Source organism: Kocuria turfanensis (genome assembly GCF_001580365.1).
Lineage (GTDB): Bacteria > Actinomycetota > Actinomycetes > Actinomycetales > Micrococcaceae > Kocuria > Kocuria turfanensis.
Window position 1 is genome coordinate 977,189 of sequence record NZ_CP014480.1, and the last position, 18,181, is coordinate 995,369.

An 18,181-nucleotide genomic window follows, 5' to 3' on the forward strand; every position below is an offset into this window, starting at 1 on the left:
CGAATCACATCCTCTCGGGGGCCGACACGCCGAGCAGGCCCAGGCCGTTGGCCAGGACCTGGCGTGCGGCGTCGTTGAGCCACAGCCGGGTGCGGTGCAGGTCGGTGACGTCGTCGTCGCCCTGCGGGGCCACGCGGCAGACGTCGTACCAGCGGTGGTAGGTCCCGGCGAGGACCTCCAGGTGGCGGGCCACCCGGTGCGGCTCCCGGAACTCGGCGGCCTGCGCGAGCACCGAGGGGTACTGGCCCAGGGCCGCGAGCAGCTCTCCCTCCATCGGGTGGTCGAGCAGGGAGGCGTCGAACACGGCCTCGCCGTCCGCCCCGGTGCGGGACACCCCGGCGGCCTCGGCGTTGCGGCCCACGGCGCAGGTGCGGGCGTGGGCGTACTGGACGTAGAAGACCGGGTTCTCGTTGGACCGGCGGGTCAGCAGGTCCAGGTCGATGTCGATGTTGGAGTCCACGGAGAACCGGGTCAGCGAGTAGCGGGCGGCGTCCACGCCGACGGCCTCGACGAGGTCCTCCATGGTCACCACCGTGCCGTTCCGCTTGGACATCCGCACCGGCACCCCGTCCTTGACCAGGTTGACCATCTGGCCGATGAGCACCTCGACCCGCTCCGGGGCGTCGCCCAGGGCGGCCGCGGCGGCCTTGAGCCGGGCCACGTAGCCGTGGTGGTCGGCGCCCAGCATGTAGATGCACAGGTCCGCGCCGCGGTCCCGCTTGTTCTTGAAGTAGGCGATGTCCCCGGCGATGTAGGCCGCCTGGCCGTCGGACTTGACGACCACCCGGTCCTTGTCGTCGCCGTAGGCGGTGGAGCGGAGCCACCACGCGCCGTCCGCGAAGTAGAGGGCGCCGGAGGTCTTGAGCTGCTCCAGCAGGGCCTCCACCGCGCCGTTGCTGAACAGCGACTGCTCGTGGAAGTAGACGTCGAAGTCCACGCCGAAGTCGTGCAGCGAGGACTTGATCTCCGCGAACATCAGCTCCACGCCGGCGGCCCGGAAGCCCTCCTGGGGGTCCCCGGAGTCGAGCACGCCGGGGTTCTCGGCCACGATCCGCTGGGCGATCTCGGTGACGTACTCCCCGCCGTAGCCGTCCTCCGGGGCGGGCTCGCCCTGGGCGCGGGCCAGCAGGGAGCGGGCGAAGCGGTCGATCTGCGCGCCGGCGTCGTTGAAGTAGTACTCCCGCACCACCTGCGCGCCCTGCGCCTCGAGCACCCGCGCGAGGGAGTCGCCGACGGCGGCCCAGCGCGTGCCGCCCAGGTGCACCGGGCCGGTGGGGTTCGCCGAGACGAACTCGAGGTTGATGGACGTCCCGGCCAGCGCGTCCGCCCTGCCGAAGGCCTCCCCCTGCTCCACCACGGTGCGGGCGATCCCGCCGGCGGCGGCGGCGTCGAGGGTGATGTTGAGGAAGCCCGGGCCGGCCACGTCCACGGCGGCCACGCCGGGGGTGCCCTGCAGCCGGTCCTGCACGACGGCGGCGACGTCGCGGGGAGCCCGGCCGACCTTCTTGGCCAGCTGCATGGCGACGTTCGTCGCCCAGTCCCCGTGCTCCCGGTTCTTCGGTCGCTCGATGCGCACCTCCGGCAGCGCGGCGCCGTCGGCGAGGGCGAGATCGCCCTGGGCCACGGCGTCCTGCAGGCATGCGGATACGGCGAGAGAAAGTTGTTCTGGAGTCACCGGACCAGTGTAACCGGGCGCTCCGCAGGCCCTGTGCCGGGCGGGGAACGACAGCCGCGCAAAACCTGCTAGTATCGTCGAGGTTCATCGCTGAGGCGGTGAAAGGCCCGCGTAGCTCAGGGGATAGAGCGTCTGCCTCCGGAGCAGAAGGCCGTAGGTTCGAATCCTACCGCGGGCACCCCGTACGACACAGGGCCCCGGACCGATCGGTCCGGGGCCCTGTGTCGTTCCCGTGCTCCCGCCGCACGTCCCCGCCCGGCGAGGCGCATAGAGTGCCCCCATGACTCAACAGCACACTGTCGGTTCCGCCCTGAAGCGGGACATCACGGGACCGCTCCTGTTCCTGTTCATCCTCGGCGACGTCCTCGGCGCCGGCGTCTACGCCCTGGTGGGCACCATCGCGGGCCGGGTCGGGGGCGTCACCTGGGCGCCCATGGTGCTGGCCCTGGTGCTGGCGCTGCTGACCGCGGCCTCCTACGCCGAGCTGGTCACCAAGTACCCGAGGGCCGGGGGCGCGGCGGTGTTCGCCGAACGGGCCTTCGGCGTGCCCCTCGTGTCCTACCTCGTCGGGTTCTGCATGCTCGCCGCCGGCGTGGTCAGCGCCGCCGCCCTGGCCCTGGCCTTCAGCGGGGACTACCTCTCGGTCTTCCTCGACGTCCCGCCGACGGCCGGCGCCGCGGTCTTCCTGGTCCTGGTGGCCCTGCTCAACGCGCGCGGGATCAAGGAGTCCCTGCGGGCCAACGTCGCCATGACCGCGGTGGAGCTGACGGGGCTGCTGATCGTCGTCGTGGCCGCGGCCCTGCTGCTCGGCCGGGGCGAGGGCGATCCCGGCCGGGCGCTGAGCTTCGGGGAGGGCGTGGACCCGCTGCCCGCGGTCCTCGGCGGGGCGCTGCTGGCCTACTACTCCTTCGTGGGCTTCGAGACCTCCGCCAACGTCGTGGAGGAGCTCCGGGAGCCCTCCCGCACCTATCCCCGGGCGCTGTTCGGGGCGCTGGCCGCGGCGGGAGTGATGTACGTGCTGGTCGGCACGGCGGCGTCCGTCGTGCTGCCGGCGGAGCGGCTCGCGGCCTCGAGCGCCCCGCTGCTCGACGTCGTCTCCGCCTCCGGCATCGCCGTGCCGGGCTGGCTGTTCAGCCTCATCGCGCTCGTCGCGGTGGCCAACGGCGCGCTGCTGACCATGATCATGGCCAGCCGGCTGGCCTACGGCATGGGAGTCCAGGGGCTGCTGCCCGGCGTCTTCACCCGGGTCCTGCCGCTGCGCGGCACCCCGTGGGCGGCGATCGCCGCGACCACGGCCGTGGCCGTCGTCCTCACCACCACCGGCGGGGTCGTGGTCCTCGCCGAGACCCTCGTGCTGCTGCTGCTGTTCGTCTTCCTCAGCTCCAACATCGCCGTGCTCGTGCTGCGGCGGGAGCGGGTGGCCCACGGGCACTTCCGCGCCTGGACGCCGCTGCCCGTGCTGGCCGTGCTCTCCTGCCTCGTCCTGCTGTCCCAGCAGAGCGCCGAGGTGTGGTGGCGCGGCGGGATCCTGATCGGCGCCGGGGCCGTCCTCTACGCCGTCGCCCGGCTGACCGGCCGGCGCCCCGGGGCCCCGGGGCGCGCGGACGTCACCGCGGACGGGGCCTCCCCGGCGGCCACGGAGGACGCCTCCGGCCGGGCCGGGCTCCGCGGCTGACGCACGGGGTCAGGACCGGTCGTCCCGCTGCCCGTCCTCGGGATCGGGGCGCCCCGGCCGGCGGCGGAGCTCGTCGGGGTCGTACGGGCGCACGGGCGCGTCGCCGAACTGCTCGTCGAGCAGCAGGTCCTCCGGGTGGGGGCCCTCCCCCACCGACCGGCGCCAGTTGAACCCGAGAATCGCCAGGGCCCCGCCGCCGAGCAGGGTGGCGGCGCCCACCACGGTGACCACCACCCCGCGCGTGCTCAGCCCGGTCTCCTGCCCGGCGGAGACGCGGGCCAGGTCGTGGATCGCCTCGGGCACCGTGAACGTGGAGACGAACAGCGCCACCACCCCCACGGCCAGCATCCACCCCCCGGTGCGTCGGCGGCGGGCGCGCTGCTGCTCGGTGGGCTCGGGCACGGTCGTGGCCTCCTGGGCTGGTGGGGTCCGGCGGGGAACGGCGACGGGGCGGGCCGTGTCCGGCCCGCCCCGTCCGCCCCGCCGGTGCCGGTCACGGACGTGCGGTCAGTGGCCGTCCTCGGTCTTGACGCTCTCGAACAGCGTAGCGTCGTCGAAGGCGCCCTGCTCCGCCCCGGGCTGGAGCCGGCGGAACTGCTCGAGCAGGCCGGGCACGGTCATGGTCTGCTTCTGGGCGGCGTCGAGCTCGAAGAGCACCCGCCCCTCGTGCATCATGATCAGCCGGTTGCCCAGGCGCAGCGCCTGCTCCATGTTGTGCGTGACCATCACCGTGGTCAGGTGCTGCTCGGCCACGATGTCCGCTGTGAGCCGGGACACGAGGTCCGCCCGCTGCGGGTCGAGGGCCGCGGTGTGCTCGTCGAGGAGCAGGATGCGCGGCTCGGAGAACGTGGCCATGAGCAGGGACAGGGCCTGGCGCTGGCCGCCCGAGAGCAGGCCGACCTTCGCGCCCAGCCGGTTCTCCAGCCCGAGCTCGAGGCTGGCGAGCTTGTCCCGGAACAGCTGCCGGCGCGCGCCGGTGAGCCCCGGGACGAGTCCGCGCTTCTTCCCCCGCTGGAGGGCGATGGCCATGTTCTGCTCCACCGTCATGGTCGGCGAGGAGCCCTTCATGGGGTCCTGGAAGACCCGGGAGAGGTACCGGGCGCGCTTGTGCTCGGGCAGCCGGGTGACGTCGGTGTCGTCGACGCGCACGGTGCCGGTGTCCGGGATGAGGGTCCCGGAGATCGTGTTGAGGATCGTGGACTTCCCGGCGCCGTTGGAGCCGATGACGGTGAGGAAGTCGCCCTCCTGGAGGGTCAGCGAGACGCCGGCGAGGGCGCGGCGCTCGTTGACGGTCCCGGCGAAGAACGTCTTGTGGACGTTGTCGATGGTGAGCACGGCTCAGGCACCTGCCTTCGTGGTCGCGGGCGTGTCGGTCAGGTCGTCGACGAGCTGCGCCGCCTGGCTCGCCAGGTGCCGCTCCCGGCGCCGCCGGAAGAACTGCATCTGCGGGACCACCAGGGCGAGCACCACGAGGACCGCGGAGATCAGCTTCATGTCGGACGGGTTCAGCCCGGCCTGCAGGGCGACGGTGATCACCAGGCGGTAGACGATCGAGCCGAGGATCACCGCGAGGGTGGCGACGACCACGGTGCGCGAGCCGAACAGGCCCTGGCCCAGGATCACGGAGGCGAGCCCGACGACGATCAGGCCGATGCCCATGCCGATGTCGGCGAAGCCCTGGTACTGGGCCACGAGGGACCCGGCCAGGCCCACGAGCCCGTTGGACAGGCACAGGCCCAGCATCTTCTGGTGGTCCGTGTTCACCCCGAAGGACCGGATCATCTCCGGGTTGTCGCCGGTGGCCTGCATGGCCAGGCCGGCGTCGGTGTAGAGGAACCAGTCGAGCAGCACCTTCACCACGGCCACGCCCAGCAGGAACAGGGCGATGCCGATCCACGTCCCCTGCACGCCCAGCTCGGCGAGGGGGGTGAAGATCGTGTCCTCGCGCAGCAGGGACAGGTTCGCCCGCCCGTCCATCACGCGCAGGTTGATGGAGTACAGGGCGGTCATGGTCAGGATGCCCGCGAGCAGCCCGTTGATGTGGGCCTTGGTGTGGAGCAGGCCCGTGATCAGCCCGGCGAGCGCGCCGGTCACGAAGCCGGCGGCGGTGGCCAGCCAGGGGCTGCCGCCGCCGAGGATGATCATCGCCGTGGTGGCGGCGCCCGTGGTGAAGGACTGGTCGACCGTCAGGTCGGGGAAGTCGAGCACCCGGAACGTGAGGTAGACGCCCAGCGCCATGACCGCGTAGAGCAGTCCGAGTTCGATACCGGCTATCACTTCTGGTGGATCCGTTCTGATTGGTGGGACACGGAGCGACTCCGCCGATCGGGCGGGGGCACCCCGGCTGTGGTGGGGTGGGCCCGGGCGGACCGGCGCCCGGGGTCACCGGGCGCCGGGGTCACGGTCCGGGCGCGGCCGGCGCCTACTCGATGACCTGCGCGGCGGAGTCCTGCAGCTCCTGCGGGACCTCCACGCCCATCCGCTCGGCGGCCTGCATGTTGATGACCAGTTCGGTCTCCTCCTGGGACTCCACCGGCATGGTGGCCGGGTCGGCGCCCTCGGCGAGGATGCGCACGGCCATCTCCCCGGTCTGGCGCCCGAGCTGCTCGTAGTCGATGCCCTTGGTGATGAGGGCGCCGCGCTCCACGGAGTCGCCCTCGCCCGCGACCAGCGGGATCTGCTTGGCCTCGGCGGCGGAGATGACCGCCTCCAGGCCGGAGACCACCTTGTTGTCGGTGGGCACGTAGATCGCGTCCGTGTCGAAGGACTCGGCGGCCTGGGCCACCTCGGAGGTGTTGGTGACGGCCTTCTCGACGACCTCCAGGCCCTCCTCGGCGGCGGCCTCCTTGGCCATCTCCACCTGGACCTGCGAGTTGGTCTCGCCCGAGCTGTAGATGATGCCCACGGACTTCGCCTCCGGGTCGAGCTGCTTGATCAGCGCGATCTGCTCGGCGACGGGGTTCATGTCGGTGGTGCCCGTGACGTTGCCCCCGGGGTTCTCCAGGGACTCCACGAGGCCCGCCTCGACCGGGTCGGTCACGGCGGTGAAGAGCACGGGCCGGTCGGTGACGGCCTGGGCCACGCCCTGGGCGGAGGGCGTCGCGACGGCCAGGACGAGGTCGGCGTCGGAGCCGGCGAGGTTCGAGGCGATGCTGGTGGAGGTGCCCTGGTCCCCGGAGGCGTTCTGGAAGTCGACGGTGAGGTTCTCCCCCTCCGTGTAGCCGCCCTCCTCCAGCGCTGCGAGGAAGCCCTCGCGGGCGGCGTCGAGGGAGGGGTGCTCCACGAACTGGCTGATCCCGACGGTGGCTTCCTCGACGGCCGCGCCCGACTCCCCGGAGCCGGCGGCGCCCGAGCTGTCGGAGCCGCCGCAGGCCGTGAGGAGGAGGGCGGAGGAGGCGAGGGCTGCCGTCAACGGGAACAGTCGCTGCATGGTGTGTCCTTTCTGGAACGGGTGATGTCAGGAATATTACCTGCCGTTCGGTCGAGAAATGAGAGACAGCTCACAAATGATGACAGAACGGCTTCGCCGGCGATCCACGGGGCCCGGATCGTCCACCGCGTCCGGGCCGTGACCGGGGCCCGTCGCCGGTAGGATCGGGGGGTCATGCCAGCATCGCTCAGCAGCCCCCGCACCGTCGTCTACCCCGAGGACCTCCCGGTCTCCGCGCGCCGGGAGGACATCAAGCGCGCGATCTCCGAGCACCAGGTGGTCGTGATCGCCGGCGAGACCGGCTCCGGCAAGACCACGCAGATCCCGAAGATGTGCCTCGAGCTCGGCCTGGGCGAGCAGGGGCTGATCGGGCACACCCAGCCGCGGCGGATCGCCGCGCGCTCGGTGGCCGAGCGGATCGCCTCGGAGCTGGGCGAGAAGATCGGCGGGACCGTCGGCTACCAGGTGCGCTTCACCTCCGAGGTGGGCGCGGACTCCCGGATCAAGCTGATGACCGACGGCATCCTGCTCGCCGAGATCCAGCACGACCGGCTGCTGCGCCGGTACTCGACGATCATCATCGACGAGGCGCACGAGCGCTCCCTGAACATCGACTTCCTGCTGGGCTACCTGCGGCGGATCCTGCCCCGGCGCCCCGACCTGAAGATCATCATCACCTCGGCCACGATCGACCCGGAGCGCTTCGCCCGGCACTTCGCCCCGGAGCCCTCCGGGGCGGCCGGGCCGGACGCCGGCGGGGAGCCCGAGCCGGCCCCGGTCATCGAGGTCTCCGGGCGCACCTACCCCGTGGAGATCCGCTGGCGCCCGCTGTCCGAGCCCCGGTCCGGGGACGGCGGGCCGGACGCCGAGGACGCCGGCGACGGCCTGGAGGACGAGGACCGCGACCCGATCGACGCGGTGTGCGACGCGGTCGAGGAGCTCTCGCACGAGCCGCCCGGGGACATCCTGATCTTCTTCGCCGGCGAGCGCGAGATCCGCGACGCCCAGGAGGCGCTGCAGGCCGCGCTCCATCGGATCCGGGGGATGTCCGACGCCGAGGTCCTCCCCCTGTTCGGCCGGCTGTCCATGGCCGAGCAGCACCGGGTGTTCGCCCCGTCCGGGCGGCGGCGGATCGTGCTGGCCACCAACGTGGCCGAGACGTCCCTGACCGTCCCGGGCATCAAGTACGTCATCGACCCCGGCACCGCCCGCATCTCCCGGTACTCGGCGCGCACCAAGGTGCAGCGGCTGCCGATCGAGCGCATCTCCCAGGCCTCCGCGAACCAGCGGGCGGGCCGCTGCGGGCGCGTCTCGGACGGCATCTGCATCCGGCTCTACGCGGAGGAGGACTACCTCTCCCGCCCGGAGTTCACCGACCCCGAGATCCTGCGCACCAGCCTCGCGTCCGTGATCCTGCAGATGACCTCGGTGGGGGTCGTCAAGGAGCCCGGGGACATCGAGCGCTTCCCGTTCGTGGAGCCGCCGGAGTCGCGGGCCGTCAAGGACGGCGTGGCGCTGCTGCGGGAGCTCGGCGCGCTCAAGGAGCCGCGGGGCGGGACCTCGGGCGGCGCCCCGCGGGAGCGCCGGGACGAGGACGGCGGCGGCCCGCTGACCGCGGTGGGGCGCCAGCTGGCGCAGCTGCCGGTGGACCCCCGGCTGGGCCGGATGATCGTGGAGGCGGATCGGCGGGGCTGCGCCCGGGAGGTCATGGTGCTCGCGGCGGCGCTGACCGTCCAGGACCCGCGGGAGCGTCCCCTGGAGAAGCGGCAGCAGGCCGACGAGCTGCACAAGCGCTTCTTCGACGAGAACTCCGACTTCACCAGCTGGCTGCTGCTGTGGCGATACGTCCAGGAGCAGCAGGAGGAGCTCTCCTCGACCCGGTTCCGGAAGCTGTGCCAGCGGGAGTTCCTGAACTTCCTGCGGATCCGCGAGTGGCAGGACCTCTACGCCCAGCTGCGCCAGATGGGCCAGCAGGTCGGCATCCGGGTCGGCAAGGGCCGGGAGGTGGACCCGTCCGGGAAGGAGCGGGAGATCCACGTCTCGCTGCTCGCCGGCCTGCTCAGCCACATCGGGCTCAAGGACGAGCGCAAGCGGGAGTACCAGGGCGCGCGCGGCTCCCGGTTCGCCGTCTTCCCCGGCTCGAACCTGTTCAAGAAGTCCCCGGACTGGATCATGTCCGCGGAGCTGGTGGAGACCTCCCGGCTGTGGGCCCGCGTCAACGCGGCGATCGACCCCCTGTGGGCCGAGGAGCTGGCCCCGCACCTGGTCAAGCGCAGCGTCTCGGAGCCGCACTGGTCCCGCGCCCAGGGCTCCGTGATGGCCTACGAGAAGGTCACCCTCTACGGCGTGCCCGTGGTGGCCCAGCGCCGGATCAACTTCTGGCGGGTGGACCCGGAGCTGGCGCGGGAGCTGTTCATCCGGCACGCGCTGGTCGAGGGCGACTGGCAGACCCGGCACCGGTTCTGGGCGCGCAACCGCAAGCGCCTGGCGGAGGTCGAGGAGCTCGAGAACCGGCTGCGCCGCAAGGACCTGCGCGTGGAGGACGAGGCCCTGTTCGCGTTCTACGACGCCCGGATCCCGGCGTCGGTGGTCTCGGCCCGGCACTTCGACGCCTGGTGGAAGAAGGCCCGGCACCAGGACGAGCACCTGCTCGACCTCGACCCCGAGGACCTGATCGCCGAGGACGCCCGCGACTACGACGAGTCCCTGTACCCGCGGCAGTGGGTGCGCCGGACCCCCGACGGGGAGCTCGTGCTGGACCTCGTCTACGAGTTCGCCCCCGGGGCGGACCAGGCCGACGGCGTGACCGTGAGGGTGCCCGTGCTGTTCCTCAACCAGCTCGACCCCGCGCCGTTCGAGTGGCAGATCCCCGGCCTCCGCACGGAGCTGGTGACCGCCCTCATCAAGTCCCTGCCCAAGGCCGTGCGGCGAAACTTCGTGCCCGCCCCGGACGTCGCCCGCCAGGCCGTGCGGATGCTGCAGGAGGACTTCGATCCCGCCGTCGACGCCCTCGAGCCGTCCCTGGAGCTCGTGCTGCGCCGGCTCAAGGGGCACGTGGTGCCCCCCGGGTCCTGGAACTGGGACGCGGTCCCGGCCCACCTGCGGATGCGCTTCGAGGTGCGGGACCGCCGCAACCGGGTGCTCGGCGAGGGCCAGGACCTGGAGCAGCTCAAGGCCGAGCTGCACGACGAGATCCGGGCGGCCCTGGCCGAGTCCCTGGGCGCCGTCCCCTCGGCCGGTCCCGGCCGCTCCGGGCCCGGGGGGTCCGGGTCCCGCGGCGGCGCGGGCCGGCCCGCCCCCGTCCCGCCCCGGGCGGACGCCCCGGCGGCGCCGGCCCTCGAGCGCACGGGCCTGACCGCGTGGCCGGAGCCGGACCTGCCGCGCAGCGTGGAGACGACCGTGGCGGGACAGCGGATCACCGGCTGGCCGGCCCTCGTCCCGGAGCGGCCGCGGACGGGAGCGGCCCGGCCGCCGGGCCGGCGGGCCCCGGGCCGGGACGCCACCGTGGCGGTGCGCATCCTCTCCTCGGCCGCGGAGCAGCGGGCCGCCCAGCGCCGCGGGGTGATCACCCTGCTGCTGCTGCGCATCCCCTCCCCCGAGCGGTACGTGCTCGAGCACCTCAACAACAAGGAGAAGCTCGTCTTCACGCAGAACCCGCACGGGTCCGTGACCGAGCTCATCGCCGACTGCACGGTCGCGGCGATCGACAAGCTCACCCCGCCCGAGCCGCCGTTCACGCGCGCGGAGTACGACGCCCTGCACGAGCACGTGCGGGCCGAGCTCATCGACACGGTCTTCCAGGTCACCGCGCTGGTGGAGCAGGTGCTCTCCGGGGCCGCGCGGATCCGCAAGCAGCTGAAGCGGGCGCCCTCCCTCGCCGCGGTGAACTCGCTCAACGACGTCAAGGCCCAGCTGGAGCACCTGGTGCACCCCGGGTTCGTGGCCGCCACCGGCTACGACCAGCTCCAGCACCTGCCCCGCTACGTGCGGGCCATGGAGGTGCGGCTGGAGAAGCTCGCGGGGCACCTGCAGCGGGACACGGTGCACATGCTGGCGGTGCAGAAGCTCGAGGACGACTACGACGCCGCCCTGGACACCCTGCCGCCCGCGGCGCCGGTGCCCGAGGAGCTGCGCCGGGTGGCCTGGCTGATCGAGGAGCTGCGGGTGTCCCTGTTCGCCCAGGAGCTGGGCACCGCCCAGACGGTGTCGGAGAAGCGGATCCGCAAGGCCCTCAAGGACGCCCTGGAGGCCGCCCGGGCCTGATCCGCCCGCGCCCGGCGCCCACGGGTCGGGCCCGGGGCGGTCAGGGCTGCGGGACCGAGCTGCCGTGCCCGGCGTCGACCAGGGCGGCCCGGATCCGGGCGGCGGCCTCGTCCATCGCGGACGCGTCCGGGTGCCGGTCCGCGTTGGCGAACTGGAACTGCTCGACGGAGTTCGCGGGCCACACGTGCACGTGGGTGTGCGGCACCTCGAAGCCCTGGATCATCTGGCCCACCCGCGCGGGCCGCCACACGGCGTCGAGGGCCCGGCCGATCCTCCAGGAGACCACCATCAGGTGGGCGGCCAGGTCCTCGGGCAGGTCGATCCAGTGGTCGTACTCCTCGCGCGGGACCACCAGGGTGTGCCCCGGCCCGAGCGGTTCGATGGACAGGAACGCCACGCAGCGCTCGTCCTGCCACACGAAGCGGCCGGGGATCTCCCCCTCGATGATCTTGGTGAAGACGGTGCTCACAGGTGCTCCTTCGCTCCTCGGGCGGACGGGGTGTCCGCGGTCGGGTCCGTGGGGGGTGGCGGCCGCGCGGCGGCCGCGGTCCTGCCGCCCGTGCCGACCCGGCGGGGTCGGCACGGGGGCGGGGCGGCTACAGCCGCACGCGCTCCCCGGTGTCCAGGTGGCGGTACTCGGTGCCGTACTTGGCGGCGAACGCCGCCAGTTGCTTCTCGATGATGCCGAAGCCGTTGGCCGAGAGCAGCCCGTCGTGGATCTGGAAGACCTGCCGCGGGCGCACGGCCACGACGAAGTCGACGACCTCGGAGAGCTTGTTCCACGGCGCGTGGATCGGGGCGAGCAGCACCGGGACCTCCAGCCCGTGCGGCACCACGAAGGAGTCGCCGGGGTGGTAGACGGTGTCGTTGACCAGGTAGCCCACGTTGTCGACGGTGCGGATCAGCGGGTGGATCAGGGCGTGCTGACCGCCGAAGGTCCGCACCGTGAAGCCGTCCAGCTCCAGCACGGTCTCCGGCGCGGCGTCGTGCACGGAGGCCCCCTCCCCGAGCGCCTCCCGCAGCCCGGCGGCCACGGGCGCCGGGGCGTGCACCTGGACCTCCGGGTGCGCCCGCAGGTGCTCCTGCACGGGCTCGGCGTCCAGGTGGTCCGGGTGCACGTGGGTCACGAGCAGCACGTCCGTCCCGTCGAGGGCCCGGGCCAGCTCCTCCGGCCCGGAGAAGTTGCCCGGGTCGATGACCAGGACCCGGCCCTCGTTCTCGAGCCGGACGCACGAGTGGGTGTACTTGATCAGCTCCATGGGCCCAGCCTAGCCCCGGCCCCGGCGCCGCCCGGGGAGCGTGCCGGCCCCGGCCTTGTTAAGCTGGTGGCTCGCCCGGACGCGTCCGGGCGCCGGCGGCCGGACCGGGCGCCGGGCGGAGCAGACCGACGAGAGGACGAGGCGTGAGCGTGCGAACCGGCGGGGGCGGTGAGGTCCGCAACACCCGGCAGCGCCGTGCCGTCAGCCAGGCCCTGGCCTCCCTGGAGGACTTCATCTCCACGCAGGACCTGCACGCGCTGCTGCGGGAGCGCGGCGAGTCCGTCTCCCTGGCCACGACCTACCGGATCCTGCAGTCGATGTCCGAGCTCGGGGAGCTGGACGTCCTGCGCGGCGGCGACGGCGAGGCGATCTACCGCCGCTGCGCCGCCGAGCACCACCACCACCACCTGGTCTGCCGCCGCTGCGGCGCCGCCGTGGAGCTGGAGGCCCCCACGGTCGAGGAGTGGGCCGGGCGCACCGCCGCCGCCCACGGCTTCACCGAGGTGGACCACACGATCGAGATCACCGGCCTGTGCGCCGCCTGCAGCGCACGGCGCGCCGATGGCTGAGCCGGCGCTCCCCCGCGGCACCTTCGTCCTCGCCGTCAACCCCCGCGCCGGCCGCGGCCGGGCCCTGGCGGAGGCGCACCGGGCCGCGGACCTGCTGCGCACCGGCGGAGACGACGCCGTGGTGCTCTCCGCCGCGGACCTCGACACCCTGGTGACGATGGTCCGCGACCGGCTCCGCGCCGCCGCGCTCTCCATCCGAGCCCTGGTGGTCGTGGGCGGGGACGGGATGGTCCAGGCCGGCCTGGGGGTGCTCGTGGAGCTCGCCGAGCAGGGCGTCGAGATCCCGCTGGGCGTGGTGCCCTGCGGCACCGGCAACGACCTGGCCCGTCACCTGTCCGTCCCCCTGCGGGACCCGGTGGGCGCGGCCGGACGGATCCTGCGCCGGCTCGACGACCCGGTCCCGCGCCGGCTCGACGTCGGCCGCGTCCGGTTCCCGGACGGGCGCACCCGCTGCTTCGGGACCGCCCTGTGCGCCGGCTTCGACGCCGTGGTGAACGAGCGGGCCAACCGCTGGCCGCGCCTGACCGGGCCCGGCACGTACCTGCTGGCCGTCCTGGTGGAGATCGTGCGGCTGCGCACCGTCGCCTACCGGCTGGAGGTCGAGGACGCCGCGGGCCGGTGCCGCCCGGAGGACCGGGCGGGGGTGCTCCTGAACGTGGCCAACACCTCCTCGATCGGCGGCGGGCTGCCCGTCGTGCCCGGCGCCCGGGAGGACGACGGGCTGCTGGAGCTGTTCACCGTGGCGCCCCTGGGCCGGGCGAAGTTCCTGGTCCTGTTCCCGCGGCTGTTCTCGGGGCGCCACGTCGCCCTGCCCAGCGTGCGCATCGAGCAGGTGCGCTCGGTGCGCGTGGCGGCCCCGGGCGTCACCGCCTACGCCGACGGGGAGCGCCTCGGCCCGCTGCCCGTGCGGGTGGACGTGCTCCCCGCGGCGGTGCGGATCCTGGCCTGAGCCCTCCGGCGCCCGGCGTCCCAGCCCGGCAGCTCAGCCCGGTAGCTCAGCGCCTCGGGTCAGCGCCTCGGGTCAGCGCGGCGGCTCCGAGAAGTCGACCCGGTCCCCGCGGCGCTGGCGGCGGTCCTGCGTGGTGTCGCGGATCTCGCCCACGAGCTCCTCGATGACGTCCTCCAGGAACAGCACGCCCAGCGTCCGCCCGCCCGCGTCGACCACCCGGGCCAGGTGCGAGCCGGTGCGCTGCATCGCCGCGAGGGCGTCGTCGATCTCGATCTCGGGCCGCAGGTTGGCCAGGGAGCGGACCCGGGTCACCGGCACGGGCTCGTTGTACCGGCTGCCCGGGATGGAGAGCACGTCCTTGATGTGCAGATAGCCGTTGAGCACGCCGTCGTCCTCGGTGAGGGCGAAGCGCGAGAAGCCGGTGCGGGCCACCGCCTTCTCGACCTCCGCCGGGGACACGTCCTCCGGCAGGGTGACGAGCTCGTGCAGCGGCACCATGACGTCGGCGGTGCGCTTGGCGGAGAACTCCAGGGCCCCGGAGAGCAGGCCGGTCTGGTCGGCCACGGTGCCCTCCTTCGTGGACTCCGCGACGATGGACTGCAGCTCGTCGAGGGTGAAGGTCGAGGACACCTCGTCCTTCGGCTCGATGCCCATGAGCTTCAGGACGTGGTTGGCCGACCAGTTCAGCGTCGCGATGACGGGCTTGACCACCCGCGAGACGAACACCAGCGGCGGGGCCAGCAGCAGCACCGCGCGGTCGGCGGCCGAGACGGACATGTTCTTGGGCACCATCTCGCCGAAGACCACGTGCAGGAAGGTGACCACGACCAGCGCCGTGAGGAACCCGCTGACATCGGCCACCTCGGCGGGCACGCCCAGGTGCTCCAGCGGCCCGGAGACGATGTGGTGCAGGGCGGGCTCGGAGATGTTGAGGATCAGCAGCGAGCACACCGTGATGCCCAGCTGGCAGCAGGCCAGCATGAGGGAGACCCGCTCCATCGCGTACAGCGCGGTGCGCGCACGCTTGTTCCCGGCCTCGGCGAGCGGCTCGATCTGGCTGCGCCGCGCGGACATGACGGCGAACTCGCCGCCCACGAAGAAGGCGTTGCCGGCCAGGAGGACCACCAGCCACGCCAGGCCTGCCCAGTCGCTCATCGTGCCTCCTCCCCGGCCGCGGCCGCTCCGGTGTCCTGCTGGTCGTCCGCGGACGGGACGAAGCGGATGCGGTCCACGCGCCGGCCGTCCATCCGGGCGACCTCCAGCGTCCCGCCCTTGACGGGCACCGCGTCCCCGGGTCGCGGGATCTGCCCGAGCCGGTCCATCATGAACCCGCCCATGGTCTCGTAGGCAGGGCCGTCCTCGATGTCGAGCTCGGTGATCTGCTCGGACACCTCGTCGGGGCGCATCAGGCCGGGGAAGTACCACTCGCCGGTGGCCGACTGCAGGGCCCCGAGGGTGAGCCGGTCGTGCTCGTCGGAGACCTCCCCGACCACCTCCTCCACGAGGTCCTCGAGGGTGACGACGCCGGCGGTGCCGCCCCACTCGTCGACGACCACGGCCATCTGCAGCCCGCCGGAGCGCAGCTGCACGAGCAGCGAGTCCAGGTGCACGGTCTCGGGCACGCGCAGGACCTCCTCCATGATCGCCCCGCACTCCAGGGCGGCCCGGCGCTCCGACGGCACGGCCACGGCCTTCTTGATGTGCACCACGCCGCGGACGTCGTCCGGGGAGTCGTCCATGACGGGGAAGCGGGAGTGCCCGCTGCGGGAGGCCAGCGCCACGACGTCCGCCACGGACTCGTGGGAGTCGAGCATCTGCACCCGGATCCGCGGCGTCATCACGTCCGCGGCGGTGCGCTCGGCGAACGTCAGGGTCTTGGCCACGAAGTTGGCGGTGCCGACGTCGAGCGTGCCCATCTTCGCGGAGCGGCGCACCATCGAGGACAGCTCCTCGGGCGAGCGCGCCCCGGAGAGCTCCTCCTTGGCCTCCATGCCGAACAGGTGCAGCACCCGGTTGGCGACGCCGTTGAGCGTGAGCACGAAGGGCTTGAACACCGCGGTGAACAGCAGCTGCGGGCGGGCGACGACCCGCCCCACCCGGAAGGCCTCCGCGATGGCCCAGTTCTTCGGGACCAGCTCCCCCAGCAGCATCGACAGCAGCGTGGAGATGAGCATGGACAGGGCCAGGGTGGCCCCGCCGGCGGCGGTCACGGACAGGCCGGTCAGCTCGGCGATCGGCTCGCGCAGGAAGGACTGCAGCGCCAGGTCCAGGGTGTAGCCGGTGAGCAGGGTGGTGAGGGTGATGCCCAGCTGGCAGCTGGAGAGCTGCGTGGAGAGGGACTTCAGGCACTTCAGCAGGGGCTCGGCCGCCCGGTCGCCCTCGGCGATCGCGCGGCGGACCGTGGTCTGGTCCAGGGCCACGAGGGAGAACTCCACGGCCACGAAGAAGCCCGTGCCCAGGATCAGGAGCAGGCCGGAGGCCAGCAGCAACCACTCCATCAGGCGCTGCCTCCCCGGGGGGACCGCCGGCCCGGGGCCAGGCGGTCGGGGGCTGGTGGGGGGTCGGTGGGTGAGCCGGCTCGGGGGCCGCGGCGGGGAGTGCCGCGGCCGGGCCGGCAACTACTGAAGGAGTCCATGAGGACTCCAGGGTACCGGAGCGGGACCCGCCGGCGCGTGCTCAGGACCAGCTGACGGGGCGCGCCCTGCCCTCCTCGTAGCCGGAGGCGGACTGGATGCCGACCACCGCGCGCGCCGCGAACTGCTCGAGGCTGGTGGCCCCCGCGTAGGTCATGGAGCTGCGCACGCCGGCGGTGATCTGGTCCACGAGGTCCTCCACGCCGGGGCGCTCGGGGTCCAGGTACATCTTGGAGCTGGAGATGCCCTCCTCGAACAGGCCCTTGCGGGCCCGGGCGAAGGCGCCCTCGCCCCGGGTGCGCTCGCGCACGGCGCGGGTGGACGCCATCCCGAAGCTCTCCTTGTACGCACGCCCGTCGGCGTCGACGTTGAGCTCGCCCGGTCCCTCGTGGGTGCCGGCGAACCAGGAGCCGACCATGACCTGGCTGGCGCCGGCCGCGAGCGCGAGGGCGACGTCGCGGGGGTGCTTCACCCCGCCGTCGGCCCACACGTGCCGGCCCAGGCCGGCGGCCGCCTCGGCGCACTCGAGCACCGCGGAGAACTGGGGCCGGCCCACGGCCGTCATCATCCGGGTGGTGCACATCGCCCCGGGGCCGACGCCGACCTTCACGATGTCCGCCCCGGCGTCCACGAGGTCCTGCACGCCGTCGGCGGTGACCACGTTGCCCGCCACGACCGGCACGTCCGGCGCCGCCGCGCGGACCTGGCCGAGGGCCTCGATCATCTTGCGCTGGTGGCCGTGGGCGGTGTCCACCACCAGCACGTCCACGCCGGCGTCCAGCAGCGCCCGCGCCTTGCCCCGGACGTCGCCGTTGATGCCCACCGCCGCGCCGACCCGGAGCCGGCCGGCGCCGTCGAGGGCGGGGGTGTAGATGGTCGAGCGGACGGTGCCCTTGCGGGTCAGCACGCCCACCACGGTGTCGCCGTCGAGCACCGGCGCCACGTGCGCCCGCGTCTGGGTGAGGCGGTCGTAGGCGGCGGCCAGGACCTCCTCGCCCGAGCGCGCGGAGACCTCCGCGAGCGAGAACACCGGGGCGTCGGTGCGCATGATCGAGCCGAGCTGGGTGAAGCGGTCCACCTCCGTGCAGTCCGCGGCGAGCACCACCCCGCGGTAGGCGCGGTCCGGGCCGCACACCACCACGGCGCCGTGGGGGCGCTTGTGCATGATGCCGAGGGCGTCGTGGACCGTGTCCTCCGCCCCCAGCACCACGGGCGTCTCGAAGCGCGGGGAGCGGTTCTTCACCCAGGAGGTCACCTCGGCGATGACGTCGAGCGGGATGTCCTGCGGGAGGATGCCCAGACCGCCCCGCCGGGCCAGCGTCTCGACCATGCGGCGGCCGGTGACCGCGGTCATGTTCGCCGCGACCAGGGGGATCGTGGCGCCCGTGCCGTCGCGGGGCGTCAGGTCGACGTCGAAGCGGGAGGTGACCCGGGAGCTGGCGGGGACCAGGAAGACGTCGTTGTAGGTCAGGTCGGACGTGGGGGTGTTGAGGAAGCGCACGCCGACCAGTCTAGCGGGGGGCCCGCGACACGCGCGGCGGCGCGGGGAGCGCGGACTAGCCATGCCGCCGCGCAGATCACTAGACTCGCCGGAGGTACGGCCGCGCCCGGTTCACGACCGTCCGGCAGGTCCGGAGGACGCCGGCGGCTGTCGCGGGAGACGGCCGGCGACGAACACCGGCGGCGGGACCGGATGCTGCTGGGACCGACAACGCGGGGACCGGAGAG

General features: G+C 73.2%; 14 protein-coding genes and 1 tRNA gene. 5 read left to right on the forward strand and 10 right to left on the reverse strand.

Annotated features, from left to right (window positions below; all coding sequences use genetic code 11):
• Positions 1-4: 4 nt before the first annotated feature.
• Positions 5-1,675: an arginine--tRNA ligase gene (gene argS, locus AYX06_RS04510; protein ID WP_062734776.1), complete on the reverse strand. Its 1,671-nt coding sequence runs from the start codon at positions 1,673-1,675 to the stop codon at positions 5-7.
• A 105-nt stretch (positions 1,676-1,780) separates the two neighbouring features.
• Here argS and AYX06_RS04515 point away from each other — a divergent pair.
• Together AYX06_RS04515 and AYX06_RS04520 are read left to right on the forward strand one after the other, a co-directional pair.
• Positions 1,781-1,853: transfer RNA gene (locus AYX06_RS04515), tRNA-Arg, on the forward strand.
• 102 nt (positions 1,854-1,955) lie between these two features.
• Positions 1,956-3,350: an APC family permease gene (locus AYX06_RS04520; protein ID WP_062734777.1), complete on the forward strand. Its 1,395-nt coding sequence runs from the start codon at positions 1,956-1,958 to the stop codon at positions 3,348-3,350.
• 9 nt (positions 3,351-3,359) lie between these two features.
• Here AYX06_RS04520 and AYX06_RS04525 read toward each other — a convergent pair whose 3' ends face one another.
• From AYX06_RS04525 to AYX06_RS04540, 4 genes are all read right to left on the reverse strand, one after another.
• The gene (locus AYX06_RS04525; RefSeq protein WP_062734778.1) at positions 3,360-3,752 is read right to left on the reverse strand and encodes a hypothetical protein; all 393 of its coding nucleotides are present in this window, start codon (positions 3,750-3,752) and stop codon (positions 3,360-3,362) included.
• 105 nt (positions 3,753-3,857) lie between these two features.
• Positions 3,858-4,685: an ABC transporter ATP-binding protein gene (locus AYX06_RS04530; RefSeq protein WP_062734779.1), complete on the reverse strand. Its 828-nt coding sequence runs from the start codon at positions 4,683-4,685 to the stop codon at positions 3,858-3,860.
• A 3-nt stretch (positions 4,686-4,688) separates the two neighbouring features.
• A complete protein-coding gene (locus AYX06_RS04535; protein WP_062734780.1) occupies positions 4,689-5,627 on the reverse strand; it encodes an ABC transporter permease in 939 nt (312 codons plus the stop codon).
• A 145-nt stretch (positions 5,628-5,772) separates the two neighbouring features.
• On the reverse strand, positions 5,773-6,780 hold the full coding sequence (locus AYX06_RS04540; RefSeq protein WP_062734781.1) for an ABC transporter substrate-binding protein: 1,008 nt from the start codon (positions 6,778-6,780) through the stop codon (positions 5,773-5,775).
• A gap of 174 nt (positions 6,781-6,954) precedes the next feature.
• Between AYX06_RS04540 and hrpA the strand changes: the two genes are divergently transcribed.
• Positions 6,955-11,043 carry an ATP-dependent RNA helicase HrpA gene (gene hrpA, locus AYX06_RS04545; RefSeq protein WP_062734782.1) on the forward strand — a complete coding sequence of 1,363 codons (4,089 nt, stop codon included), beginning with the start codon at positions 6,955-6,957 and terminating at the stop codon, positions 11,041-11,043.
• Between the two features lie 40 nt (positions 11,044-11,083).
• Here hrpA and AYX06_RS04550 read toward each other — a convergent pair whose 3' ends face one another.
• Together AYX06_RS04550 and AYX06_RS04555 are read right to left on the reverse strand one after the other, a co-directional pair.
• A complete protein-coding gene (locus AYX06_RS04550; protein ID WP_062734783.1) occupies positions 11,084-11,512 on the reverse strand; it encodes an HIT family protein in 429 nt (142 codons plus the stop codon).
• A 127-nt stretch (positions 11,513-11,639) separates the two neighbouring features.
• Positions 11,640-12,302 carry an MBL fold metallo-hydrolase gene (locus AYX06_RS04555; RefSeq protein ID WP_062734784.1) on the reverse strand — a complete coding sequence of 221 codons (663 nt, stop codon included), beginning with the start codon at positions 12,300-12,302 and terminating at the stop codon, positions 11,640-11,642.
• 143 nt (positions 12,303-12,445) lie between these two features.
• On the opposite strand from AYX06_RS04555, the gene AYX06_RS04560 reads away from it, so the two are divergent.
• Positions 12,446-12,871 (forward strand): Fur family transcriptional regulator, encoded by a 426-nt coding sequence (locus AYX06_RS04560; protein WP_062734785.1) that lies wholly within the window; start codon positions 12,446-12,448, stop codon positions 12,869-12,871.
• Positions 12,864-13,820, forward strand: coding sequence for a diacylglycerol kinase family protein (locus tag AYX06_RS04565; RefSeq protein ID WP_062734786.1), 957 nt, complete (start codon positions 12,864-12,866; stop codon positions 13,818-13,820). The genes AYX06_RS04560 and AYX06_RS04565 overlap by 8 nt, the downstream gene beginning before the upstream one ends.
• 72 nt (positions 13,821-13,892) lie before the next feature.
• On the opposite strand, the gene AYX06_RS04570 is transcribed toward AYX06_RS04565, so the two are convergent.
• The 3 genes from AYX06_RS04570 to guaB1 form a co-directional block, all read right to left on the reverse strand.
• Complete coding sequence (locus AYX06_RS04570) at positions 13,893-14,975, reverse strand: hemolysin family protein (protein WP_062734787.1); 1,083 nt, start codon at positions 14,973-14,975, stop codon at positions 13,893-13,895.
• Positions 14,972-16,318: a hemolysin family protein gene (locus AYX06_RS04575; RefSeq protein WP_062734788.1), complete on the reverse strand. Its 1,347-nt coding sequence runs from the start codon at positions 16,316-16,318 to the stop codon at positions 14,972-14,974. Before AYX06_RS04575 ends, AYX06_RS04570 begins: the two co-directional genes overlap by 4 nt.
• 178 nt (positions 16,319-16,496) lie before the next feature.
• On the reverse strand, positions 16,497-17,954 hold the full coding sequence (gene guaB1, locus AYX06_RS04580) for a GMP reductase (protein ID WP_062734789.1): 1,458 nt from the start codon (positions 17,952-17,954) through the stop codon (positions 16,497-16,499).
• Positions 17,955-18,181: the final 227 nt, after the last annotated feature.